Origin of the sequence: Chitinophaga sp. RCC_12, assembly GCF_041360695.1 — a bacterium.
Taxonomy (GTDB): Bacteria; Bacteroidota; Bacteroidia; order Chitinophagales; family Chitinophagaceae; genus Chitinophaga.
In genome coordinates, this window is sequence record NZ_JBFUPS010000013.1 from 209,404 (window position 1) to 235,641 (window position 26,238).

Consider the following 26,238-nt stretch of genomic DNA (forward strand, 5'->3'; position numbering starts at 1 on the left):
AAAAGGTAAAACTTTTCCAACTTTGTGGCTCCCCGATAACGGGAAGTATCAGCAATATGGATATGCAATCACTTCACCTGGAGGAAAGGTTTAAGCGGATCTACCAAGACAATAAAGACCGCCTTTATCATTTTGTAAAACGATATACTAAAGATACCCTCGTGGTAGAAGACCTGGTGCAGGAGTGTTTTATTAAGGTATGGGATAACCTGCCCTCGCTGAAGGATGATGCAATGATCTATCCCTTGTTGCGCACCTATGTTTACCGTATTATAGTGAACCACAATCAGAAAGAAGCAAGACGTTTGTTACGGGACGCTGCCTTTAATGAGCAGCAACCGCTTGCTGTATCTTTCGAAGAAGACCTGATATTCAAAGATGGCTGGCGTAGTTTTCAGGAGGTTATTAATACCTTACCGGAGAAACGTCGTAAAATATTCCTCCTGAAGCAACAACATGGTTATACCCACCAGGAAATTGCAGATCAGTTGAAGTTGAGTGTAAAAGCGATTGAAAAGCATCTGCACCTCGCTAACCAGGTACTACGCAAGAAGTTTGTTGCGGATAAATTGGTGGTGGTATTGATATTATTAGGCATGCAGGCAGCGTTTATGTAGCGCAGGTAAAGAGAAATGTATAAGTTTTACCGTTAAATGTTCAAATGAATAACGAAGGGCTGATGGAACTTTGTGTCATAAAACTTAATGATTATGAACACAACAAAACAGCTATCAAAAATCGTCCTGGTGACCGGTGGCAGCCGGGGTATAGGGAAAAGCATTGCATTAAATGCGGCTAAACGTAATATCGGCGTCATCCTTACTTACAACAGCCATCCTGAACAAGGCCGGGCGGTAGCGGATACTATCAATAGCAATGGCGGAAAAGCTGTTGCTTTGCAGATGGATGCGGCTGAATTCAGCTCCATCAATGATTTCGTCAGCCAGGTACAACAGGTGCTTAAAAAAGAATGGAACCGGGAAGACTTCGACTACCTTGTAAATAATGCAGGGATAGCCCAGCGAACACTCATTAAAGACACTACTCCGGAGATTTTTGACCAGCTCGTTAACGTAAATTTCAAAGGCGTATTTTTTCTGACGCAGAACCTGGTTCCCTTGATGAAGGAGGGAGGGCAGGTGATCAATATTTCATCCGGCCTGGCCCGCTTCGCTTTTCCCGGTGTTGCAGTGTATGGTGCACTCAAAGCGGGACTAGAAGGACTGACCAGGTATTTTGCCAAAGAATATGCGGAAAGGAAAATTCGTTTCAACAGTGTGGCTCCCGGGGCCATTGACACGGAGTTTGGCGGGGGGAAAGGGGATGAAAGTCACCGCCAGCAAATTGCCGGTATGACAGCCCTCGGTCGCCTTGGCGAGGCGGATGATGTAGGTGCTTTTGTTGCATCACTTCTTTCAGACGACAGCCGCTTTGTAAACGCGCAGCGAATTGAGGTTAGCGGCGGTATTTTTATCTGATGAGCGACAAGGGCAATCTGTCAGATTGCTCTTTTTTTTGTTAATTTACTTTATGGCAACACCAACGAAGTATATCGACATCAAATCGATTTCGGAATTGCATGATTTTTTTCATTATGATAAGCCACTGCACCCGTTAATAAGTGTAGTGGATTTGTCTAAGGTAGACCGGTCGCACCGGAAGGAAGGCGCGGCATACCGGTTGGATTTATATTCCATTGCCTGTAAGAAAATAGAAGGCTCCTTTAAGTATGGGCGTACTTCCTACGACTTCTCAGAAGGCTCATTGATGTTCACCGCTCCGCAGCAGGTTTTATCGCCCGGCATAGAGAATAAGGTGGAAGGCTGGGCCATTTATATTCACCCTGATTTTCTGCACACCAGCAGGGGACAAAAGCTAACCGGCTATTCTTTTTTTGGTTATGATACCAACGAATGCCTGCATATTTCGGATGCTGAAAAAAGTGTGCTGGAAGATTGTCTGAAGAATATCAGCAGGGAGATCTCGATGAACCTGGATACTCATTCACACCATCTTATCCTGACTAATCTTGAATTGATGTTATCCTATTGTGCAAGGTTCTACGACCGCCAGTTTTTTACAAGAACAAAGGCAAGCAATGATATTATAGAGAAATTTGACAGGATTTTGAATGACTATTTCGCCCAGGATGCTCCAATAGCGTCCGGTGTCCCGGATGTGAAATATTTCGCTTCGCGTCTTCATCTCTCCGCCAATTATCTTTCGGATTTATTAAGCAAATATACCGGTAAGTCGACACAGGAGCACATTCATCTGAAGTTGATAGACAAGGCTAAATCCCTGTTGTGGAGCACCGACAATGCTATTGCAACAATAGCCTACGAGCTGGGATTTGAACACCCATCTCACTTTACAAAATTATTTAAAAGCAAAACCGGTTATTCACCAAGGGAATACCGGAATTTGAATTGAATGAACAAGGCCCGCTTTGCAACGGGCCTTGTTCATTCAATTATTTAACTATTTGCATACATCAGGCACTCAAGTCAATAGGCAAGGTATAGATACGTTTACCTATTGCGGCATAAATTGCATTACATAATGCAGGGGTGAAGGGCGGCACGGGAGGTTCGCCAATACCGGTTGGCTGGGCATCACTTTCTATGATGTGCACATGTATTTCTTTCGGTGACTCCGGCATCCGGATAATCTGGTAGCCGTCGAAGTTGTTCTGTTCCACCTGTCCGTTTTTCAGGGTAATAGCACTCTTCAACGCAAAACTGGCTGAAAATTGCGCACCTCCTTCAAACTGCGATTTGATCCGGTCAGTGTTCACCGCTGTACCACAATCGACCGCATAATGGACGCTCGGAATCGTGATTTTGTTATTCGCATCTACCTGTACTTCCACCACGCAGGCAACGTACGTTAAAAAACTCCGGTGCGCAGCAAAGCCAAGTGCAGATCCTTTGGGCATTGTTTTTCCCCAGCCGGATTCCTTTGCAACCCGTTGGATAACGCCTTTCATCCGGCTGATTTCCCAGGGGTAATTGGCGATATCCTCTCCATAATTCGGATAGGTGGTTTTCACCAGTTCCTGGTTGAAGGTGATGTTACGGTCTTCCCCTAAAAGGTCAATGGCATTGGCAACAGCGTCCATTCCCCTTGCTTCCGCTACTTCGTCGAGCATGGTGGTAATCGCAAATGCCTGGGGAATGTTACGCACGGATCTCAGCCAGCCTATACGCATGTGTGATTTGGCATCATGCGTTTCTATTTGTATGGCGGGTGCGTTATAGGGGAAGTCTGAAGCACCCAGCGCCAACTCTCCATCACTGGGTTGCACCACGGAAATATCTTCTGTGGCCGAAATGGAGGGATAGGCAATGTGATGATTCCAGCCACTGAGCTTATTGTCGTGGTCAATAGTGGCAACAATGCGTTGTACGCTTAAAGCATGGTGGTAATCGTGATGGATATCGTCTTCCCGGGTCCACTGCACTTTGATGGGGAGACCGGATTCCTTTGCCAGTATAGCCGCTTCCAGCATGAAATCAGGTTTGGACTTGCGTCCGAAAGCACCGCCCAGCAGGGTAACATTTATCTTTACCTTTTCTGCTGAAAATCCCAAAGCTTCCGCAATGGCATCCCGCGCTCCCTGTGGGTTCTGCGTGCAGGCCCAAACTTCGCAGGTGCCATTTTTTACCACTGCGAGCGCGCAGGGCGGCTCCAGGGTTGCATGGGCAAGATGTGGCGCTACATAGGTATGTTCAATCACTTTTTTAGCTACTGATTTTGCGGCGTTAAAGTCGCCCCGCTTTCTGCGCACCGTTCCACTTTTCGCAACTTCCAGCTTTAATTCCTCGATTTGTTTGGCTGAATCATAGGTAGCATTAGGTCCCAGGTCCCATTCCACTTCCAGCAGATCGCGGGCTTTGATGGCCGCCCAGGTATTTTCTGCAATAACCGCCACGCCACTCAGGGGTTTTGTTAAAGTAGCCGGAAGACCTGCGCCCTTGATGGCAATAACTTTGATCACCCCTGGTATGCTGCGGGCTTTTGTATCGTCAAATGACTTCACAGAACCGCCTACTACCGGGCATCTTTTTATAACCGCCACTTTCATGCCCTCTGTTACAGCATCTATCCCAAAAACGGCTTTGCCACTTACAATATCGTGCAGATCCACGATAGGGGTGGCTTTGCCAATCATATTAAAGCGGCTGCGATCTTTCAGCTTCACATTGCCCGCAGCCGGAACCGGTAAAAGATTGGCGGCGTCCACCAACTCACCAAAATCCAGTTTCTTATTAGATTTTTGGTGAATCACCTGGCTGTTGGCCGTATCGCATTCTTCCACCGGCACCTGCCATTTTTTTGCCGCCGCCTGCATGAGTAAAAGTTTGGCGATTGCGCCTGCCTCACGCATCGGCTTATAGAACATTCTTATGGAAAAGGAGCCATCTGTATTTTGATTGCCATATTTCTTTTCGTCGCCTTCTGCCTGCACAATCTGAACCTTGCTCCAATCGGCTCCCAATTCGTCTGCGATAATCAGTGGGAGGGAAGTCCGGATGCCCTGGCCCATTTCAGAGCGGTGGGCAATGATGATCACCTCTCCGGCCGAAGTAATGCGTAAATATACATTGGGAGCTAAAGTGGCAATCTTTTTTCCTTTTTCATTACAGCTAAAAATACTCACACCCAACACCAAACCTCCTGCGAGTAAACTACCTACTTTTAGAAAATCTCTTCTGGAAGCTCTGAAGATTTCCGATGCTACGGCATCGGTGTTCTTCTCAAATGGAGATATAACCTTCATGGATCTGTTCTTTTTGAATGACTGATTAATTAGACAGTAGCAGCACTTAGTATAGCTGCTTTAATCCGGTTGTAGGTGCCGCATCTGCAAAGATTGCCCTGCATAGCCTGCTCCACTTCCTGTTCGGACGGGTGCGGATTTTTTTTCAGCAGGGCTGCTGCATTCATGATTTGCCCGGTTTGACAATAGCCGCATTGTGGCACGACCAGCTTTTCCCAGGCTTGTTGAACAGGATGATCCCCTTCTTCCGCCAACCCCTCAATGGTGGTAATCTTATCGGCGCCAACTGCGGAAACAGGATAACTGCAGGAGCGGATTGCCGTGTCATTGAGATGTACGGTGCAGGCGCCGCACAAAGCTTTGCCGCAACCGAACTTGGTTCCTTTTAAGCCAATGATATCCCGCAGCACCCATAACAATGGCATATCTTCTAACACATCCACTTCGTGTGTTTTGCCATTTACATGAATTGAATATTTAGCCATATTGCTTTATTTATTTAATCTTGATCTTGCGTTGGTGGGTATACAGCGCCTGACAGGTCATGATCGCGCCTTAACATGAAAACAAATCTATTGATTAATATACTTAGGTAGTTAAGAAAAAGAAACGAATGATTATGATAATCAATCAATCGTCCTTCATCTGACAAGCAGTTATATCGATATTGAATATAATGAAAAAAGGTAACAATCTGTATTCTTACAATAAATAAGGCGGCGCGATATATCCGGAGTCTGATTTCACTTTTAGATTTTATAAAGATGTTATGTGATGGCGACTATGTCACATGATAACCGGCACATTAAGTATAAGCGTTACACAAGGGATAAGCCACGTAGGCATGGTGGCCTGTTCGTTGCCGGAGCTGAACTTTTGATCATGGGACTACCCGGCCTGTAAAAATAAGGGGCGGTTCGATGATTCCTTAGAAATGAATATTTTATAAAAAAAGTATACCTAATATTTTGAAAAATAAAATAATTAAGTACTTTTGCACCCCATCGAATGGGGAAATACCGGTAAAACGGGACGTAGCGCAGCCCGGTAGCGCGCTTGCATGGGGTGCAAGAGGTCGCTGGTTCGAATCCAGTCGTCCCGACTTGACAGGACAAATGGGATTTATTCTCGTTTGTCCTGTTTTTATTTTGGGCAATTTCCCTGTCGACGACAAAATAAATGGATATTTGAAAAAAAGCCGTCTCCTATGTTTGCAGAAACATGGAGACGGCTTTTTGTTTTTTTGGACGAAACCCAATCCTGGTCAATTTCATTAGAAAGTAAACCTTACAAACGGCACCGGGAAAAATCCCTGCTGGTAATTGTTTACGACTTGTGCGGTACGGGCGTTCCATTCCTGTCTGAAAATATTATTGTTATTGGTAACGTTTTGCAGGTCCAGCGAAATTTCTAAAGATGATTTTCTGTATTCCTTCCGGTAGGATAGCTTTACATCCGAGCGGAAGTAAGCTGATTGCCTTAATGAAAAAGCCTCTTCTTCAATAAACTGTATTTCGCCGTCCGCAATAGATGCTGTAATGTCCACAGGTGAAAGATAGCGACCTCCGACAGCAGAGATCTTCATCGAAATGCTAAAATATCTTTCCCTGTTGAACTTCCATTCCTTGCCTGCAAGGGCATTGATCACATAACCCATATTAAACGCCGTATTTCGCAATACCCCATCGCTTCCCTGGTATTTGGAATCAAACAGCGACGTGGTAAGCAGGTAATAAAGCCCTTTTGAAAAATTCCTTTCAAGGGTAAACTCAACACCGAAATTTCTTCCCTTGCCCTGGTTGATAAGACTGTCCCGCAATGTAGGAGTGGCCTCTGCTCCAAGATTGACGGTCGAAAAAGAAGACGGATGACTTTCCACAGGAAGGTCATACAACGACTGGTAATAAAGTTCGGTCTTCAGGTTTGTATTATTGTTTAATTTCCAGTTGTGTGACAACACAGCATGGTTGCTTCTTATAAACCCTAAAGATTCATTTGTATACAAGTGGCCGGACGGAGTGGATGTTACAACCGTGTAATTTAGTAGGTTGTTCATTTGGCTGTGCATTCCGAAACCGAAGCCTAAAGTATGCCTGTTGTTTATTTTAGCATTTAGCCCGATTCTTGGCTCTATGCTTTGGCTCCGGGAAATATCCAGATATTGGTAGTGCATCCCTGCAATAAATGTCCACACATCGTTCATCCTGTATTTCCATTGAGCGTAGCTCTGCAACAGGTCCAAACCGCGTTGGCGGTCAGCAATTACCAGGTCGTGTAAGCCGGCGTAGATCCGTTTGTTGAGTATGGAGAAGTCGGTATAGTCATTGGAAACCCCTGCAATAAGGCTATGCCTTGCATTTAACTTATGATTCAGCTGAAAGACAGCAGAATATTTTTGCGTGGAGAATTTCCAGTGCCAGTCGGGAATAGCGATATCAGGTTTTACCGTACTGATAGAATCCCTGTCAAACCATTCGTTCGTACTGCTATAACCAACTGTTATTTTCGCAGTAGTCTTATTGCTGAGCAGATGCTCGTAACTAAGTCCTGTAATGTTGGTTTCGTAATCGGCAAAACGATTGGAGTAGCTATTTCCATAAGCCTGTCCGCCGGGATCATAATCTTTGCCAAGGCTCACAAATGAACTTCTGCCCCATATACCGAACAAACTCAGGTTTCCTTTTGCCCCGACTGATGAGTGTACTTTATAATTTACATCGTAGTAGTCGGGTTGCCCGCCGCCAGTACCAAAGTTGAGCCCTAACTGCCGGAATACAGAAAGGGTGGAATATCTGGCATTTACGAGGTAGGATGCTTTTTTACCTTTCCCGATCGGCCCCTCTGCTCCGGCTTCAAATCCGTTGAAACCTACTTGTCCTACAAACTCATGCTTGTCTTTATTTCCATTTCGCAACCGTAAATCAAAGACGCCTGCAACAGCGTTACCATATTGGGCGGGGAAAGCACCTGATATAAAATCAGACTTAGCTATCAGGTTGTTGTTCAGCATGCTTACAGAACCTCCCATACTGTTTAGCGCACCGAAGTGGTTAGGATTTGGAATATTAAGACCTTCAAACTGCCATAGCATAGCATTGGGGGAATTGCCCCGTATAATGATGTCATTTCTTGTGTCATTGGTGGATACCACTCCGGCAAAGTTTATAGCCATCCGCGCAGGGTCGCCAAAAGAACCGGCATATCTTTTGGTTTCTTCCATATTGAACGTGCGGACGCTTACAGTAGCCATTTCATTGTTGGGTGATTTCCTGTTAGAAGCGCTGATGACCACTTCATCCAACATCTTAATTTTTTCGCGCATTACCACATTATTAAGTTGAAGTTCTTTCCCTGCGGTGATCAATAAATCGGAAAGAAACAAGGGTTCGTATCCTGCAAACATAATGATAATAGATTGCCTACCTAAAGGAACTCCCATAAGCCGGAAACTTCCAAGCGAATCCGAAAACGTATTTATCCCCGGGTAATTTGCCATTTGTATTGTCGCACCACCGATAGGAGCGAACGAGGCCTCGTCAACTAATTTCCCGTTTATAGTTTGTGTTTGGGCTTGTACATTGCTGAAAAAGGCAATGAGGAACACAGCCAATAAAGTGGCCTTATAATAGATTGATTTTGCTGCCATAATTCGCTATATTTATCTCAGGAAATTATTTTGGACAAAAATCTACAACAGGATCTTCCTGTTCATTGATCTGGGTCAATAAAGAAAATAACCTGGGAAAACAGTCTATTGAAGCCGGCTAAGTTTATGTTTGAAAATATTCATCAGTATTTTTTGCAATTTTTACCCAACCTTTCTGCCAGGGCGTGGGAGCCTCTTACTGAGCTTTTGGTAGTGAAGTCTTACAAGAAGGGGGAAATTATCAGTGATTTGGGTGCCGTAAACAAATGGGTGTCCTTTATTGAGAAGGGGGCGGTGATCGCATTTGATTTGTCTGACCGGAAGAAGACCGTCTATGAATTCTTTTTTGAACATCAATTTACAGGAGATTATGAAAGTTTTTTGACGTCCCGTCCTGCTAATTATGGAATAGAAGCCCTGGAAGATTGTGAATTGTATCATCTTCATTTCAACAGCCTGCAGAAGCTGTATGAAAGGTTTCCTGAGTATGAACGCATTGGCAGGCTCATTGCAGAAGCCCAGTTTTTACGTGTTACCCAAAAAAACGCCAAATTGATGGGAGAAAAGCCCGAAGAGCGGTATTTGAATCTTATAAAAGAAAGGGAAGAGTTGATTCAAAGAGTACCGCAGTATTACGTGGCATCTTATCTTGGAGTTACGCCCGAAGCATTAAGCCGGATCAGGAAAAGGCTGGTTTCAAAATAGTTGAAATACTGCATCATAGGTAGTGTTATGTATCCTGTATATAGAATACCTTCCAGCAGCTTTTCAAGTGTTTTGTGAGACCTCCATCCTAAAGCTAAGCAACGATTAGATCAGTTCCGGAAGAATCAATGACGCCAGGGAAAAGTATTCAAACAGCAAAAACCTGACCAGTGAGCAGTTCCTTGCTGTTTGAATAAGATGCTCCGATTCAGTACATCAAACGTTTTGTAAACAATTGTTTAACCTGGTTCGACCCTGTTTTGGATAATACCCGGACTTAGCAGAATTCATCAAAGATTGCTTTTAAATCGTTGGCAATTGAATTTGGATCCCGGCCATCAATCCGATGTTTGAGAAGGAAGTAAACCAGTTCTAACTTGCCACTACAATTGAAGGTTTAGAACCTAAGAACAGTTTTACCTAAAAATATTTACCTTGTTATGAACAATATATGGAAACAATAATCATTGCAGAACGCAAGAGAAAATATATAGCAGATTTGATCATTTTTGCTATATTATTGGCTGGAGGACTGATTTCTATTATACAATATTCAGCTTCATTACCATCCATTATTTTTATCGTCTCATTAATCATCCCTTCAGTTGGAATAGTGAAATATTTATGGGATGTGCCATCACAAATAAAACTATCAAAAGACGAGATGGTCATATATTATGGCAGAAGTATTTTAGAGGATGTAGATGCCCGGGGCAGCTTTGCTTTTCCATCAATTGTAAAACTTAAATGGGAAATTATCGCAGACTTTGATGTAAAATCCTATACCTACTGCATTCCGGATAACGGTGGTGATAGAGGAGCCATCACAACGAACTATGAGTATCTTATTATAACCCTTAGTAATATAGACAACCTGAATCCAACCAGCAACCAGAGGTATACAGTCGTATTAAATCGCTTTGAAAAGACACCGGAGGAAATTCTAGCCATTTGTAAACAATTTCAAATGGAATGTTCCTGATCCTGTACCGTGCGTTTTCCATTCCTAATACCAACCCACATCTATACTTCTGCAGTAACTTTAGCATATTTGTTCCTGTATTCTATAGGCGTTAGGCCGGTTACTTTTTTAAATGTATCCCGGAAAGCTCTGGTATCGGTATACCCTACATCAAACATTACTTCGCTCACATTTTTCCGGGAAGCCTCAAAGAAGCGCTTAGCAGCCTCTATGCGTACTCTTTGTATATATTCCAAAGGAGTATTGCTTGTTGCCTGTCTGAACCTTCGCTCGAAGGTCCTTCTCCCGGAATTAACCATGGCCGCTAACTCGTCTATCGACATTTTCTCGTTGTAATTCATCTCTATGTAATCCTGAACCTTCATGATTTCTTCATCGGCATGTTTCTTTTGCCCCTTAAACACTGTAAATACAGCCTGGCTGTTGCGGCCAATATCTAAGGCGAAGCTTTTTGAAATTAATACGGCCGTTTCCCTGTCGGAAAATTCTTCAATCAGGTATAGGATCAAATTCCAAAGGCTGCTGGCACCTCCGCTACTATATATGTTTCCTGCTTCAGTAATAATAGCGCCATCCACTACCTCAATTCCAGGGTACCGCGCCCTGAACTCGTCAAGGAAGGCCCAATGCGTGGAGCACTTTTTGCCGTTCAACAACCCGGTCTCAGCCAGCAGGAATGCGCCTAAACACAAACTGGCAACGCTACAGCCCTTTTCATACAATTTCCTGATGTGTGGAATGGCGTCAGCATTTATTTCTATTCCGTCAGCAATATTGCCATATACAGGAGGAATTATTAATAAATCCGTTTTACTCACATCCCGGAGCAAGCGGTCGGTCCTTATCGTGTATTCACCGTCGTTTGCCGAAACAAACGGGGTAAGGCCAACATATTCAACCTCAAATATCGCCTCTTTTCCCAGGGCCATAAGAAAATCATTGGCTGTCTTAAAAGCACGGTAGGGTGGCGTTACCGCTTCTATTACGCCCTTCTCCGGTGCGAAAACTGATATTAACATAGACGCTGTAAAATTAAAAGTAAAGATAATACATCCCTGTCATTTTCACCCCCCTAATTTGACGCATTTATGTACCCTCAGTCCCATGTATTTAGACCACCTTTGTCTCATCGAACTAACAATTAAAATTACACCTCATGGCAAAGAAAATCTTTATCAATCTACCGGTAACTGACCTTAAAAAGGCAATGGAATTTTACACCAAAATTGGTTTTACCAACAATCCGGCTTTTACGGATGATACTGCCGCCTGTATGGTACTAAGTGAAGAAATTTATACAATGCTATTGACTCATGACAAGTTCTCGCAGTTTACAAGCAAAAAAATCATTGACACTAAAACAGACATTGGGGTGATCAACTCCATTTCAGTCGACAGCCTGGACGAAGTAAATGCCATGGCAGATGCTGCTTTAAGTGCCGGTGGCAACGAGCCCAATTCGCCAAAGGACTACGGGTTTATGCAGCAAAGAAGCTTTAGCGATCAGGATGGTAACCATTGGGAGGTATTATATATGGATATGAGCAAGTTCCCCGGTTAACCATGATGTAGGCCGAAATCCCAGCCCGTTAGTTAACATCGTTGACATATACTATATCAGTTTGATATTAAGTGTTCAAAAATAAATTATAAAAAAATGAAAAAGGCTAAAATTATTTTTTGGGTATCAACTGTTTTTATATTCCTGTTTGAAGGCATCATGCCCATCAGTACCTTATTGTTTGCACCACAGTATACCAATGCAGGAACCAAGCCACTTGGCTATCCCGATTATTTTGCAGTTGCGCTGATCATTCTGAAATTTTCAGGCGCATTAGCTATATTGTTGCCCCCGATCCCGGACCGGTTAAAGGAATGGGCCTATGCAGGACTTACGTTCAACCTGGTATTCGCTACTATCAGTCATGCCGTTGTAGATGGGAACATAGGGTTTATACTATTGCCTGTGGGTGTGATGGGTGTGCTGGCGCTATCTTATTTTAACAGAAATAAAATGCAGATCGCTAAGAGCGGGAGAAAGGAGGATGGTGTGGTAATGCGGGGAAGCATAGCTTAAAAAGAATGTTCCCTTAAGCCATGCAGAAGTAAGTTCGAATTTTGTACAGTAGTCAGGGCGACAAAGAAGGAGCTGTCTCATAAATAAATGAGGCAGCTCCTTTTTATTTTATCCACGTTCTTCATACAGGACAGCAAAATGCCCTGAATCTATCTTTTGCTAAATAATCCATTGGTTATAGATATTCCTGCCATCCACGGCTGTTGCCATACATTCCCGCTATTCTTCCTCACGCTGGTTTTTAGGATCAATTCGACAAAAAACTGAACAAAATTTAAAGGAGATATTTCATTTCTTCGCACGATCTCAGAGCTGAATATACCAGCGGCATGCGCTGGAAGAAAGTATGAGACGGTCGTTCAAAGCATTGGAAATAACCACTAAAAATTTAAATAAGTTCTACAAAAAAGCGTTATGAGTAAATTATTTTTATCGTTGCTGGCAATGATGTCTTTTCAGTTTTTGTTTGCCCAGCAGGATCATCTGACCAAATTTCCAAAGGGATCCACACCCGGCGAGGTGGGCAAACGACTGGCCTACCACTTCGTGGACGGCAGGCATGAACTTTATGCAGGAAGGTACATTCACTATGCCGAAGTTTGCACCTGGAATGGTGCCTTGGACTACGCTATAAAAACAAAAGACCAAAAGCTGATCAGGCTTTTACAGGATAAATTTGAGCCCTTCTTCTCCCGGGAGAAAGTATTGCTGCCTCCCATGAATCACGTGGACTACAATATGTTTGGCAGCGTTGCGCTGAAACTCTATCAGGTAACAAAAGACGAACGTTATAAGAAAATCGGACTGGCCTACGCCGATACACAGTGGGAAGTGCCAAAGAATGCGAATCCAGATGAAAAAGCCTGGGCCGATAAAGGATATTCTTGGCAAACCCGTTTGTGGATCGACGATATGTATATGATTACTGTTGTACAAAATGAAGCCTATAAAGTAACCGGCGACCGTAAATATATTGACAGGGCGGCAAAGGAAATGGTACGCTACCTGGATGAGCTGCAACGCCCGAACGGACTTTTCTATCATGCTCCGGATGTTCCATATTACTGGGCAAGAGGAGCTGGCTGGATGGCGGTAGGCATGCCCGACCTGCTTCGCGAGTTGCCTAAGGACCACAAAGACCGCCCGCGGATTATGGAAGGGTATCTTACCATGATGAAAAGTCTGAAGGAGCACCAAAGGCCCAACGGAATGTGGAACCAGCTTATTGATGAAGCTGATTTCTGGCCGGAAACATCCGGCACGGCTATGTTCACTTATGCGTTTATTACAGGCGTTCAGCAAGGATGGTTAGATGCGGCCGAGTACGCTCCGGCAGCACGAAAAGCATGGACCGCTATGGTTTCGTATATTGATGAACGTAATAATGTAACCGAAGTTTGCGTTGGCACGGGCAAAAAGAATGATAAACAATATTACCACGACCGCCCACGTAATGCGGGTGATCTTCACGGCCAGGCGCCCTATCTCTGGTGCGCAGCTGCACTTTTAGGAAAATAGTTGGAGCGTTTTATACTGCCGTTGGTGTTGGCGCCCTGCACAGGGGGCATGACACCAACGGCTTATCCTGAAAAGCTGTTTTCGCGTACCTGTGATTTAACACCTCCCTTTTCTATGCTTTCTTACTTTGGAATGATTCGACAAAAAGTTGAATAAAACGTATCAAAAAAGAATTTTTACTTCGCGTTACAGAATTAATATTAATAATTATCCACAAATATGTGTGTCCACTTATGAATTGGCCAGGAGTCGCGCCGGTGAATATTCCACGTATCTCAAAGAATGAAAACTTTCAAAGAACTACGTGCCTTGGCGGCGTATGTATATTATTCTATTAATCTTTTTAACGATTGTGGCTATTAAAACAAGTACGGATCTGTACAACCAATACAGCATTATAAATTTCACCGCGATAACGACTAACTGATCATTATGGAGAAAAATTATACAGCAACCAGGAAAAGCAATGCCTCTTCTTTGTGTAAGATGTTCTTATTGCCTGGATTATTCCGGGCTTTATTGTTTTTGCTGTTTCCCTTTTGCGTCCATGCACAACATCAAAGTATAACGGGCAGGGTTACTGACTCTCTCGGTCATGGAATAGCTGATGTTACAATTGCCGTTAAAGGAACAACCGTGTTTGCAAAAACGGATGTATCAGGTAATTTTAGCATTCAGGCTGCCAAAGGAGTGCCCCTGAGAGCATCACACGTAAGTTATGTCAGCAGGGAGGTGATACCGGATGGAAAGCCTTTGATTATTATACTGCAACAAGCCACCAATGACCTGAACAATGTGGTGGTGATTGGTTATGGCACTATGAAGAAAAAAGATCTTACCGGGGCAATAACTTCTATCCGCCCAAATAAGATTGCAGACGAGAACCCTAAAACAGTTCAGGATATCATACGCGGAACACCTGGTGTAAGTGTAGGTTTCGATGCCTCTGCAAAAGGAGGAGGTACCATACGAATCCGCGGGCAGCGTTCCGTTTATACGGATGGCGGACATAATGATCCTTTGCTGATACTGGACGGTATGATTTTTTATGGAGAATTGTCTGAAATTAATCCCGATGATATTGATCAGATTGACATCCTTAAAGATGCGTCAGCTGCTGCAATTTATGGCGCGAAATCAGCTAATGGGGTTCTTATCATCACTACAAAAAAAGGAAAAAAGGGGAAGCCGACTGTTAATCTGACAACCAATTTCGGGCTTTCCGATATGGCCGCAAACAGGAAGGTTTTTGGCCCCGACGGTTATATGAAATACCGGCAGGACTGGTACATGGCTGGTACCTACGGCATCAATTCAGCAACAGGAGCCTATGAACCTTATATATCAGAAACGGCAACAGCGGGTAAGCTGGGATACTATGAAATGCCTACCGATGAAACGCTGAAAAAATATGGTATCACTATCGACGAATGGAGAGCTTATTCAACGAATACAGGCAACGCATCTGATAACGAAATCCGGGCTAAACGGTTAGGTCTTCAATATACAACATTGGATAACTATCTGAAAGGTAAAACCTTCGATTGGTATGACCATAGTTTCCGTACCGGTTTTAACCAGGATTATAACCTCAGCGTATCCGGCGCCAGTGATAAAATAAATTATTATTTGTCTGCAGGTTATTTGTCTAACCAGGGAGTGGTTGTGGGTGATAATTACAGGGCAGTGCGCTCCAACTTAAAAGTGGACGGCAAGGTCACCGACTGGCTGGATATTAGCGCCAATGTGAATTTTCAGGACCGGTCCGACGGAAATATTGCGGTTAACTGGGGATCACAGATTATTAACAACAGTCCTTTTGCATCTTACAGGGATGAGGATGGAAACCTGGAAGTACATCCTATGGGCGATGAAATGACTGCCAGTAAAGGGTATAATTTTGATTTCAATAAACAGTATATGAAACTGGAAAGAGGCTATACTGTTCTGAATACCATTCTTTCTGCCAAAGTAAAACTGCCTTTTAATATCAAGTACTCTTTTAATGTATCTCCCAGGTATCAGTGGTATTATAACCGCTATTTTGAATCCTCGGAACATCCCGACTGGCTGCCAATTAATCATGGTGTTGACCGGAACTGGGGAAAGCGTTTCGACTGGTCTTTGAATAATACGATCAGCTGGGAAGAAACTTTTGCCCAAAAGCATAAGGTAAATATAACCCTGGTCCAGGAAGCAGAAGAACGGCGGTACTGGAGTGATGCTATTAATGCACGTAATATTTTGCCAAGTGATGCATTGGGATTCCACGAAACTTCTACCGGCGATCCGCTTAACAGCAGTTTTAATACGGACGATTCTCATGAAACGGCTGATGGTATGCTTGCGCGTGTGTTTTATTCGTATGACGACCGTTATATGCTGACAGCCTCTGTACGCCGTGATGGCTATTCTGCTTTCGGTACTTCGAATCCGCGGGCCACCTTTTTTTCAGCAGCTTTGGCCTGGACATTTAGCAATGAAAAATTCTTTCAGTGGAGTCCATTGAGCAATGGTAAATTGCGCTTGTCCTATGGACAAAATGGAAACAGATCGCTTGCTAATCCCTATATAGCATTGGCAAATCTTGCAAACGGCGCAACCACTCAGGGATACGTAGATGCCAGCGGTAATTATATCCAGTATTACTATTTAAGAATTGACCGTATGGCAAATCCCAATTTGCAATGGGAAAAAACTACAGCATATAATATCGGACTGGATCTCGCTTTCTTAAATAACCGGATCTCCGGTACGCTCGATTATTATTACATGCCCACCACTAACATGATCATGAGCCAATCGTTGCCGGATTTTTCAGGATTTACGAGTATCACTACCAACTTAGGGGAAGTACAAAACAAAGGTTTCGAAATTTCAGTCAACACACAAAATATAAGAACACCCAACTTTACCTGGAATACCACAGTGGGGTTTTCGAAATATAAAAACACGATTAAGCATCTTTATTACCGGTACGAGGATGTGTTAGATGCCAATGGAAATGTAGTGACCTCCAAAGAATCTGATGATATATCCAACGGATGGTTTATCGGACAACCGGCCAGTGCCATCTGGAACTACCGCGTAACGGGAATATGGCAGGTGGATGAGGTTGCGGAAGCTGCTAAATACGGCCAACGCCCCGGGGATCCTAAAGTAGCCAATAATTACACGGCAGATGATATTAAAAATGCTGATGGAACGACAACGGCGGTTTATAATAATAAGGATAAGGAATTCCTGGGCCAGACTACACCACCTACTATGTGGTCGTTGCGAAATGATTTTACCTATAAAAACTTCAACTTCTCATTCAATATCTATTCTTATTGGGGCAGTAAAAGCTTAAGTACTTCTTACCTGAACCAGGACAATAGTGTTTCGTTGGTTACATACAATGCCAATACCTATCAAAAACAATATTGGACGCTTGATAATCCGAGTGATTTTTTTGGGCGGCTGGATGCGAGAGGTCCTTCCGGAGTTGCTGCCCCCAGCAGAGTATTCGATCGTTCTTTTATCAGGCTTGATAATGTAACAATTGGTTATACAATGCCCCGTAAACTTATTTCACGGGCAGGGATTGAAAACCTGAAGCTATATGCAACCGTTCGCAATGTAGCTGTCTGGAGAAAAGATAAAAACTGGGATTACTGGGATATAGAAACTGGTGACATTGCGCCGAGAATTTACACGCTTGGATTAAATGTGACATTCTAAACTTTTACGCAGGGGAAATAAAAAAATCAAAAATGAAAAATAACTATATAGGAAAAATTTTCTTCCTGGTGATGGCATCAACAATGATTGCCGCCTGTAGTAAGAAATATCTTAAACCGGATCCTTTATCTTTTTATGAGCCCGAAACTACTTTCTCTACCAAGTCGGGGCTGGATGCTGCCATAGGGATGTGTGACAAGCATTTGCGGAGCTACTGGAGCTACATTACGACCAGGGATATTTCGGTACCCATTAACACAGAGTATATGTTGTCAGACATGGCGGTAGCGGGTAAAACAGACGATGGAAGCATCTTTGCGGATGTAGCTACCCGCCTTACGCCAACTGACGGCATGTATACTAATGATGTGAATATGCTGAGTTTTTTCTGGGGAGAAACTTATAATGGTATCAAGTATGCCAATACAATCACCTCGTTTATTGATAAAGTTCCCGGCCTGGATGAAGCTACAAAACGTGAATATATTGGCAGGGCTTACTTTCACAGATCTTTTCGTTATCTCGCCCTGTGCTTTCAGTTTAACAATGTTCCTTTGATAACCCAAATCCCTTCTTCTCCAAAGCAAAACTATAAAAGCACCAGTCGTGAAGCTATTTTAGAAATGATCACTAAAAATATGGAAGATGCCGTGCAATGGGTGCCTGATCAGTCCAGTATGTCATATATAGGCATGATTAATAAAGGCGCCTGCCGCCAGTTATTGATCAAATGCTATCTGGCTACTGGTCAGTGGGACAAAGCAATTGCACAAGCTGATTCTTTAATTAATAATTCGGGTTATTCCTTAATGACAAACACATTTGGTACGTTCGAAAGCCCGCTGGAAGGCACCTGGCATATTACGCGGAACGTGATATGGGACCTGCACCGCCCTGTGAACAAGTGTATCATGACAAATAAGGAAGCCATTCTTGCTATGCCCAACCGTGATAATACAGATGCCGCAATAAAAATGCGCACCATGCGGAATTGGGGTCCGATGTGGAATATCTCTACCTTAGTGTCGCCTGCGGGAAAATTTATGCAATGCTACGCTTCATCAAGCAGCTCCTACCGGGCCAACCTCGATTATAACTCGGCTGTTGGTCGTGGTATTGCAATGATTAGCCCTACCTATTTTGCACAACACGATCTTTGGAATGTAAACGGAATTAATGATGCCGGGGATCTACGACATAACAGCAGCGTGGGCAACTGGGCCAGAATGGATTCCCTGAAATACAATGATCCTTCAGATGCATTGTATTTCGGTAAAAACCTGCGGCTTTATAATGGCAACAAGCTTTTATGTACCGATACGGTGCGTAACTGGTTCGATTGGCCGCATTATAAAGTTTTTGTAAACGATCCTGATCATATTGGCAATGCTGCAAGTAATAACAATAAGGGCGGGGCGGCCGACTGGTATTGCTATCGTCTTGCGGAAACCTATCTGCTCCGTGCCGAGGCCCAATTTTATAAAGGGAATATAGGCGCAGCTGTAGCAGACGTAAATATTGTAAGACAAAGGGCAAAATGCCAGCAGCTATACACTACTATTACTATTGGTGATATCGCGAATGAACGTGCCCGTGAATTATGGATGGAAGAATGGCGGCACATGGAACTAAGCCGTATGTCATATAGCCTGGCCTTAAGTGGTAAAGCAGACGAATGGGGGAATACTTATAACGTGAATACCCTTTCAGAAAACAGTTATTGGTATCAGCGCATACAGCATTACAGCAATTATTACAATAAAAACAAAGTAACTGTAAAGGGCAGATCCTATACCATAGCACCACATAATATCTATTGGCCCATTCCCCAATCGGCGATCGATGCAAATTTGTATGGGAAACTACGCCAAAACCCCGGTTATAACGGTTATGGTCAGAGCGTGGAAATGTGGACGAAATGGGAAGATGCTGTTAATGATGAAAATAAGAATTAAGAAGAGAGATACAGTCATGGTCATCTCCCAGGGTAATGGAAATACTTGGACGCCTTCATTTGAAAGCGTCCAAGGCTTACTTACTCTCTTGGCAATGAATCAAAGTATTCGAGTGGCGACATTTTGAAATACTTCTGAAAGTTACGACTGAAAAGACTTTGCGAGCTGTAACCTATCATTTTTGAAATTTCGTAAAATGAAAACTCATTTTTAGCAATTAAATCGGCGGCTTTTTTAAGACGCGTGATGTCAATAAGTTCTTTTGGGGATAGCGAGGATAAGGATTTGATCTTGCGATATAGTGTGGTGCGGCTCATGAACATGTGTGCGGCAAGCATGTCAATATCAATATTGGGGTCTTCAATATTTGTTTTGATATATTCATCCAGTTTCTTTAGAAAGGCTTCATCTGTTTTTGAATGCGCCATTACCCTCACATCCTCAAAAGGCGAACTGGCAAAATGGTCCTTTATCTTACGGCGGTTTTTAAGCAGGTTAGCAATCTGTACCTGCAGCAATTCTGATGAGAATGGCTTCTGTATATAAGCGTCTGCGCCTACCTCCAGTCCTTCGATGTGGGCTTTATACGTGTTTTTAGATGTTAATAAAATGATGGGGATATGGCAGTATTCCACATTGGATTTGATGAGCCTGCATAGCTCAAACCCGTCAATTCCCGGCATCATAATATCTGATATGATGAGGTGAATAATTTCTTTGTCTAAAATGGTTTGTGCAATTTCTCCATTGGTGGCAAGATGTAACTGGTAAGCATCTCTCAAAACCATAGATAAGAATTCCAGGATATCTTCATTATCGTCAATAATAAGAATATTTTCGGTCATACTATTTTATCTTTTTCCAACTGCTTAACTGAAATTCAATTTTTTGATGTATGGGCAGTTGCAGTTCAAATATAACTAAATCAGTTTCGCCGGAAATCAATCGCAACGAGCCGTTGTGCAGCTCTGTGAGCGATTTGGCAAGCGATAGCCCGATACCGGTTCCCGGCTTATTATTTCCACGTACCCTTACAAAGGGTTCAAATATCTGGTCTTTAAATTCTTCTGGTATGCCTTTGCCATCGTTGTGAAAGCTGATCTTAAAATATTCATCGGAATCGCTTACCGTGTTTATGTTAATCGTGGCCCTGGTAGCTGCATACTTGATAGCATTTGACAGTATGTTGGTACCTATTTTAATGAGCGCCTCCCTGTCTACAAAAGCCGTGAAGGGTTTTTCCGGTAATGCTATATCCAGTTCAATATTGTTGGCGGCAGCCTGTGCTTTAAAACCCGCTACCAGGTCGGTTATCAGTCCAACAATATCTGTTTTTACAAAATTCAGGCTGAACTGGTCCGCTTCCGTTTTTCTAAAGTCGAGTAGTTGACTGGCCAGCTCTATCAGGCGACGGGTATTTTTTTCAGCTATGGCGAGCGTTTTCTTAACATCGGGGTCTTGATCAAATTTTTTGCTCAACCATTCTATAGGCCCCGCTATAAGTGTAAGCGGCGTTTGTATTTCATGGGTAATATTGGTAAAAAATTCTATTTTGGCCTGGTAGATTTCTTTTTCCTTTTCATGTTCAAACAACTGTAGCTTTCGCAAATTTTTACGCTCCAGGTATTGACGATACAAACGGTCCGTGATGAATATTATAGCGCACAAAAGCAGCAGGTATAAAATATAAGCGAAGTTGCTTTTCCAGAAAGGGGGTAGAATTTTGATGAACAGCCGTCGTTCCTTGCCGGTCCAGCTTCCGGTGTTGCTTTCAGCCTGAACAATAAATTCATAAGTGCCGTGGGTAAGATCCGTAAAATATGCTTTGCGGTTAGTATTGAGATAGGTCCAGGGCTGATCAATACCTTTCATAAGATATTTATACCGGGTTGCTTCAGGCGACGAAAAGTTCAACGCCGCAAATTCAATACTAAAATTGTTCTGATCATATTTCAATATAACGGTGTCTGTGTATAAAACAGACTGGGAGAGGGGGCTGTTATGCCCACCAGGCACTGCTTCTATGTTATTGATTTGGAAACCTATAATATAGGTAGGCGGGCTTGGTTCTCTTTGGTTAAATAAAACCGGGTCAAAACCAATCATTCCTTTAACAGAGCCAAAGTACATTTTACCATCGGTATGTTTATACGCCGAGTTGTAGTTGAATTGGTCCGTTATCAGCCCGTTGGCTTGCGTGTACACTTTTACCTGTTCTGTGGGCAGATCAAAACAAATAAGACCTTTGGATGAGCTGATCCACAAATGTTTTGAATTGTCTTCCAGGATGCTGTATAATACATTGCCTGGCAGCCCGTTTGCGGTTGTATACCTTTTGATGGTTTTCCGGTCAAGGCTTAGTTTTATAAGCCCACCGCCGGTTGTGGCAAACCATAAAGCATGGTTGCTGTCTTCAAAAATATTGTACACGGGGAATTCGTTAATGGTCTTTCCCTTAGTAGTATCTCCAAAATGTAAATTCCCGCGGCGACCGGTTTTGGGATTATAATAAAATGCGCCTTCCTTTACACTGCCTGTCCAGATATTTCCTTCTGAGTCTTCAAATATATCATAAACATACGTGTTGTATGGTATCTGGCTAATGCGCTTAAATGTTTTGTGTTGTGGGTCATACTCAAATAGTCCGGCATTACGGTATGCAGTGCCTACCAGTAGTTTATTGTTTTTTGTCCGGTAGATTGAAATGACAAAATCACTTACCGGGCCGTTCCTGTCACCAATAAGTTTAAACCGGTCTGTCACCAAACCTCTACGCGTATCCATTATTTCCATGCCCTGTAAAAATGGCCCGATAAGTAACTCGTTCCCCCAGGATAGCAAGCCATGTATATTGGAGTAAGAGATGCTTCCTTTTTTGCCTGTGGCTGTATAGTTTGTAAATATGCCTGTTTTTAAATTCAATTTGTTAATACCTGCATCTTCGGTGCCCACCCACAAGTGGCCGCTGCTATCAGCACATATCTCTCTTACCGCATTTCCTGAAATAGCATTGGCACCCGGTAGCGGATAATATTTTTCAAATCGTGCATTGACTTTTGAATAGTAATTTAACCCGCCAAAAAAAGTACCGGCCCACATACCACCCTGGTTGTCCCTGCATACTGCATAAACAGCATTGTCTGCCAGGGCATAGGGGTCGCCTGGCCGTTTTCTCAGGCTTATGCTCTTGTTGGTGGCTAAGTCGTAAATGTAAATTCCCGATTCAGTGGCTATCCAGTATTGCCCGTCATTACCCGTTGCTATATCGCGGACAAATATGTCTTTATTTTTATCGGCATCCAGTGATAAAGATTTGACGATGCCTGTTTGGGTATGGTAGCTTTTTAATCCCTGTTTAAAGCAACCTATCAATAACTCGTTATTACTTACAGGGTATATTTTGCTGATAGACCGGGCATTTGCCGGGGCACTTTTATCAACGATCCTAATCTTTGTACCAGGCTTTGTTTTTGGGTTGTAAATATGAATATTACCATCATTATCTCCCATCCATAGATTCATATTTGAATCCAGCGCAATACAGGATGCCCTTGTTTTTAAATCCTCCACCCGGTTCTCTGCCTGTATGTATTTGTATAGAGAAAACTGGATGAGAAACCAAAGATTGTTATCCTTGTCTATTACAAGATTATTGGTATATTCTTTCGGGACGGTTTCCAGCTCGGTGAGTACTTCTTTGTACGGGTTATATTTAAAGATGCCTTTGCCGGTGGCTATCCAGATTATCCTGTTTTTATCCTCAGCGATAGAATTGATAACATCATTTCCCAGGCTGCCGAATTTATCGTTATTGTTTTTGTAGGCTTTAAAAGAATACCCGTCAAAACGGTTCAAACCACCACGGGTTCCTACCCATATCAACCCTTTACTATCCTGTATTACAGCGGTCACCGCATTGTGCACCAGCCCGTCATCCACCTGGTAGTGCTTGAAATAATATTGCCCATAACATGGAGAAATGGTGACCGGTAAGAATAAATTCAGCAAAACAATATAACCGAGGAATTTCATAATACTGAATTCAAATATAAATAATGATATCAAAATACTATGGGTTTTAAAATAAAATTGTATCACTTGATGGCGGTGCATGCTATATTTGGTACGATTCGTCAAAATATTGAACAATCCGGGGAGGAGTATGGAATGGTAGTTAGGAAATAGGTTTAATACCTAATTTTGAGTAAGTTTAGTCACAGAATAAAATGGTTTTCCCGTCATTCTAAATCATCTCTTATGAAAATCAATGTAAATGGCACCGATTATACCCTGAACGTGCCGGCTAACACCAGCCTTCTTGATGCCTTAAGAGTAAATTTAAATCTCACCGGTAGTAAATACGGCTGCGGAGAAGGCGCATGCGGTGCATGCAAAGTGCTGATAGACGGTCATGCTACACCTTCGTGTATTACCCCGGTAGCAAGCGTGGAGAACAAAATTGTTATCACCATAGAAGGATTGGAAAAGGACGGTCAGCTGCATCCTTTACAACAGGCGTTTCTTGATGAAGACGCCTTCCAATGCGCCTATTGCAGCTCCGGTATGATCATTTCAGCGGTTGCTTTAAAAACAAAAAATCCAACACCCACCAGGCAGGAAATTATAGAAGCAATGCAGGGAAATATTTGTCGCTGCTGTGTTTATCCACGTATTATAAATGCCATCAGCAAGGCTTAACGTTCAAAACCCAAGGTTATGAAAAATTCAGTGGAAGGAATCAACAGACGGAATTTTCTGAAACTGCTGGGCGGCGGTATTGCGGTTGCCCTTACCTATTCTGATCTGAACGCATTGTCGAAACACACTGCTTTCGTTCCTCCCGGCGATGACGCTATCGCCGCCTGGGTACACATCCTGGAAAACGGAACAGTAACCGTTTACACCGGCAAAGTGGAAGTAGGACAAAACATCCGTACTTCCTTATCGCAGGTGGTGGCGGAGGAGCTGTCTGTTCCCGTGAGCAGCATTGAAATGATCATGGGCGATACCCTTCTTACGCCCTACGACCGGGGCACCTATGGTAGTCTCACTACGCCTACTATGGGACCAAAGCTACGCAAAGCGGCCGCCTCGTTAAGAGAGGTGCTCACGGATATGGCTGCGAAACAGTGGAATGTAGCCCAACAAACGGTGGCCGTTAAAAATGGCCAGGTTATCCATGCCGTATCCGGTAAAACGGTGAGCTTCGGCGTTCTCACCAGGGGAAAGAAGATGCTCTTAGCTGTAAACGACCAGGTGCAGCTTACTCCTGCTGAAAAATGGAGCGTAGCCGGTACACCCGTGGCAAAGGTTAATGCGAAAAGCTTCGTTTCAGGAAAGCATCAGTATGTATCAGATATGGTAATGCCAGGTATGGTGTATGGGAAAATGCTCCGTGCGCCGTCTTATGGCGCATCCCTGGTTGCTGCTGATGTAGAAAAGGCGAAGATCTCCCCAGGTGTAAATGTTGTTAAAGAAGATAACTTCATTGGCGTAACTGCCCCTGATCCTCAAACAGCCACTAATGCTTTGGCCCGAATAGAGGCCCGCTGGAAAACTACACCGCAGCCTTCCAGGGCGGAAATTTTCACTTATCTTAAAACGCACGCACAAGACAAGGAAAGAAAAGCCGGGGAGGCCGTTGATAAAGCCTTTGGAGCAGCCCCGGTGCAGGTACAACAACATTTTGAGGTGCAATATATTGCCCATGTGCCATTGGAGCCGAGGGCGGCGCTGGCGGTGTGGGAAAATGGGAAGCTGACCGTATGGACCGGCACGCAACGGCCTTTTGGTGTGCAGGAAGAACTGGCGGAAGTATTTTCCATTCCGAAAGATCATATCCGTGTAATGATGCCGGATACCGGCTCCGCCTATGGCGGAAAACACAGCGGGGAAGCTGCGGTGGAAGCGGCGCGCCTTTCCAGGGCCGTAGGTAAACCGGTAAAAGTAGTGTGGACCCGTGAAGAAGAATTCAAATGGGCTTATTTCAGACCGGCCGGACTTATAGAAGTAGCCGCCGCAGCCAGCAACGAAGGACTTTTGGCGTCCTGGGAGTTTCATAATTACAACTCCGGCGGTGCGGGTATTGAAATCCCTTATGAAGTGCCACACAAGCACATCCAATACCATCCATCTGATACACCGTTGAAACAAGGCTCTTACAGGGGCCTTGCCGCTACGGCCAACGTCTTTTCCATAGAAAGCGTGATGGACGACCTGGCCCGGCAATTAAAACAGGATCCATTCCGGTTCCGGCTTAATAATTTAAAAGAGGAACGATTAAAACAAGTGTTACAGGCAGCTGCATCTAAATTTGACTGGACACGGCAAAAGGAAGCTGGTCGTGGTTATGGTATGGCGTGTGGATTTGTAAAAAATGCCTATGTAGGAACCTGCGCGGAAGTAGCCTATAATAAATCCAACGGGCAGTTGCAATTGCTCCGGCTCGTAGTGGCTTTTGAGTGCGGCGCCATTGTGAATCCCATGCACCTGGAAAATCAGGTGATGGGTTGTGTGTTGCAGGGACTTGGTGGCGCTTTATTTGAAGCCGTGGACTTTAAGGATGGCCGCATTTTAAACCCATCGCTTTCCAGCTATCGCGTGCCCAGGTTTGGAGATATTCCGGAACTGGACATTGTGCTTGTTGACAGAAAGGACATGCCGTCTGCAGGAGCAGGTGAAGCACCGATTGTTGGTGTTGCGCCTGCCATCCGTAACGCGATTGCGGATGTTACCGGCGTAAAGCTGAATACGCTGCCATTGCTGCCGCATGGAATGACATTAAAAACCCCCAGTTTATCATCCAATAAATAATTTTAAGTTTGCGGGTGATAAAATCCGTCTTCCGGT

The 26,238-nt window shown here is 43.6% G+C and carries 19 protein-coding genes and 1 tRNA gene; 13 read left to right on the forward strand and 7 right to left on the reverse strand.

The window, feature by feature from the left end; genetic code table 11:
- Positions 1-56: 56 nt before the first annotated feature.
- From AB6805_RS29315 to AB6805_RS29325, 3 genes are all read left to right on the forward strand, one after another.
- On the forward strand, positions 57-617 hold the full coding sequence (locus AB6805_RS29315) for an RNA polymerase sigma factor (protein ID WP_370912994.1): 561 nt from the start codon (positions 57-59) through the stop codon (positions 615-617).
- A gap of 93 nt (positions 618-710) precedes the next feature.
- A complete protein-coding gene (locus AB6805_RS29320) occupies positions 711-1,478 on the forward strand; it encodes an SDR family NAD(P)-dependent oxidoreductase (RefSeq protein WP_370912995.1) in 768 nt (255 codons plus the stop codon).
- A gap of 52 nt (positions 1,479-1,530) precedes the next feature.
- Positions 1,531-2,433 (forward strand): helix-turn-helix domain-containing protein, encoded by a 903-nt coding sequence (locus tag AB6805_RS29325; RefSeq protein WP_370912996.1) that lies wholly within the window; start codon positions 1,531-1,533, stop codon positions 2,431-2,433.
- Positions 2,434-2,494: 61 nt separating this feature from the next.
- Here AB6805_RS29325 and AB6805_RS29330 read toward each other — a convergent pair whose 3' ends face one another.
- Together AB6805_RS29330 and AB6805_RS29335 are read right to left on the reverse strand one after the other, a co-directional pair.
- Positions 2,495-4,783: a molybdopterin cofactor-binding domain-containing protein gene (locus AB6805_RS29330; protein ID WP_370912997.1), complete on the reverse strand. Its 2,289-nt coding sequence runs from the start codon at positions 4,781-4,783 to the stop codon at positions 2,495-2,497.
- A 29-nt stretch (positions 4,784-4,812) separates the two neighbouring features.
- Positions 4,813-5,268 (reverse strand): (2Fe-2S)-binding protein, encoded by a 456-nt coding sequence (locus AB6805_RS29335; protein WP_370912998.1) that lies wholly within the window; start codon positions 5,266-5,268, stop codon positions 4,813-4,815.
- A gap of 543 nt (positions 5,269-5,811) precedes the next feature.
- Between AB6805_RS29335 and AB6805_RS29340 the strand changes: the two genes are divergently transcribed.
- Positions 5,812-5,885: transfer RNA gene (locus tag AB6805_RS29340), tRNA-Pro, on the forward strand.
- 171 nt (positions 5,886-6,056) lie between these two features.
- Here the strand turns inward: AB6805_RS29340 and AB6805_RS29345 are convergent.
- Entirely contained in the window at positions 6,057-8,429 is a 2,373-nt protein-coding gene (locus tag AB6805_RS29345) for a carboxypeptidase regulatory-like domain-containing protein (protein WP_370912999.1), read from the reverse strand.
- 108 nt (positions 8,430-8,537) lie between these two features.
- Between AB6805_RS29345 and AB6805_RS29350 the strand changes: the two genes are divergently transcribed.
- Positions 8,538-9,134 (forward strand): Crp/Fnr family transcriptional regulator, encoded by a 597-nt coding sequence (locus tag AB6805_RS29350; protein ID WP_370913000.1) that lies wholly within the window; start codon positions 8,538-8,540, stop codon positions 9,132-9,134.
- Positions 9,135-9,411: 277 nt separating this feature from the next.
- On the opposite strand, the gene AB6805_RS29355 is transcribed toward AB6805_RS29350, so the two are convergent.
- Complete coding sequence (locus AB6805_RS29355; protein WP_370913039.1) at positions 9,412-9,504, reverse strand: BrxA/BrxB family bacilliredoxin; 93 nt, start codon at positions 9,502-9,504, stop codon at positions 9,412-9,414.
- Positions 9,505-9,585: 81 nt separating this feature from the next.
- Between AB6805_RS29355 and AB6805_RS29360 the strand changes: the two genes are divergently transcribed.
- Positions 9,586-10,116 (forward strand): hypothetical protein, encoded by a 531-nt coding sequence (locus AB6805_RS29360; protein ID WP_370913001.1) that lies wholly within the window; start codon positions 9,586-9,588, stop codon positions 10,114-10,116.
- 41 nt (positions 10,117-10,157) lie between these two features.
- Here the strand turns inward: AB6805_RS29360 and AB6805_RS29365 are convergent, their stop codons facing one another.
- A complete protein-coding gene (locus tag AB6805_RS29365; protein ID WP_370913002.1) occupies positions 10,158-11,135 on the reverse strand; it encodes a GlxA family transcriptional regulator in 978 nt (325 codons plus the stop codon).
- A 137-nt stretch (positions 11,136-11,272) separates the two neighbouring features.
- Between AB6805_RS29365 and AB6805_RS29370 the strand changes: the two genes are divergently transcribed.
- From AB6805_RS29370 to AB6805_RS29390, 5 genes are all read left to right on the forward strand, one after another.
- Positions 11,273-11,677 carry a VOC family protein gene (locus tag AB6805_RS29370; RefSeq protein ID WP_370913003.1) on the forward strand — a complete coding sequence of 135 codons (405 nt, stop codon included), beginning with the start codon at positions 11,273-11,275 and terminating at the stop codon, positions 11,675-11,677.
- 96 nt (positions 11,678-11,773) lie between these two features.
- Positions 11,774-12,193 carry a DoxX family protein gene (locus tag AB6805_RS29375; RefSeq protein ID WP_370913004.1) on the forward strand — a complete coding sequence of 140 codons (420 nt, stop codon included), beginning with the start codon at positions 11,774-11,776 and terminating at the stop codon, positions 12,191-12,193.
- 414 nt (positions 12,194-12,607) lie between these two features.
- On the forward strand, positions 12,608-13,711 hold the full coding sequence (locus AB6805_RS29380) for a glycoside hydrolase family 105 protein (RefSeq protein ID WP_370913005.1): 1,104 nt from the start codon (positions 12,608-12,610) through the stop codon (positions 13,709-13,711).
- Between the two features lie 486 nt (positions 13,712-14,197).
- Positions 14,198-17,434 (forward strand): SusC/RagA family TonB-linked outer membrane protein, encoded by a 3,237-nt coding sequence (locus AB6805_RS29385; RefSeq protein ID WP_370913040.1) that lies wholly within the window; start codon positions 14,198-14,200, stop codon positions 17,432-17,434.
- 32 nt (positions 17,435-17,466) lie between these two features.
- Positions 17,467-19,389 (forward strand): RagB/SusD family nutrient uptake outer membrane protein, encoded by a 1,923-nt coding sequence (locus AB6805_RS29390; protein ID WP_370913006.1) that lies wholly within the window; start codon positions 17,467-17,469, stop codon positions 19,387-19,389.
- Between the two features lie 80 nt (positions 19,390-19,469).
- On the opposite strand, the gene AB6805_RS29395 is transcribed toward AB6805_RS29390, so the two are convergent.
- Positions 19,470-20,234: a response regulator gene (locus AB6805_RS29395; protein WP_370913007.1), complete on the reverse strand. Its 765-nt coding sequence runs from the start codon at positions 20,232-20,234 to the stop codon at positions 19,470-19,472.
- Between the two features lies 1 nt (position 20,235).
- Positions 20,236-23,421, reverse strand: coding sequence for a two-component regulator propeller domain-containing protein (locus AB6805_RS29400; protein ID WP_370913008.1), 3,186 nt, complete (start codon positions 23,419-23,421; stop codon positions 20,236-20,238).
- 225 nt (positions 23,422-23,646) lie between these two features.
- Between AB6805_RS29400 and AB6805_RS29405 the strand changes: the two genes are divergently transcribed.
- Both AB6805_RS29405 and AB6805_RS29410 read left to right on the forward strand, forming a co-directional pair.
- Entirely contained in the window at positions 23,647-24,087 is a 441-nt protein-coding gene (locus AB6805_RS29405) for a (2Fe-2S)-binding protein (RefSeq protein ID WP_370913009.1), read from the forward strand.
- An 18-nt stretch (positions 24,088-24,105) separates the two neighbouring features.
- On the forward strand, positions 24,106-26,202 hold the full coding sequence (locus tag AB6805_RS29410) for a molybdopterin cofactor-binding domain-containing protein (protein ID WP_370913010.1): 2,097 nt from the start codon (positions 24,106-24,108) through the stop codon (positions 26,200-26,202).
- The last annotated feature ends 36 nt before the right edge of the window (positions 26,203-26,238 follow it).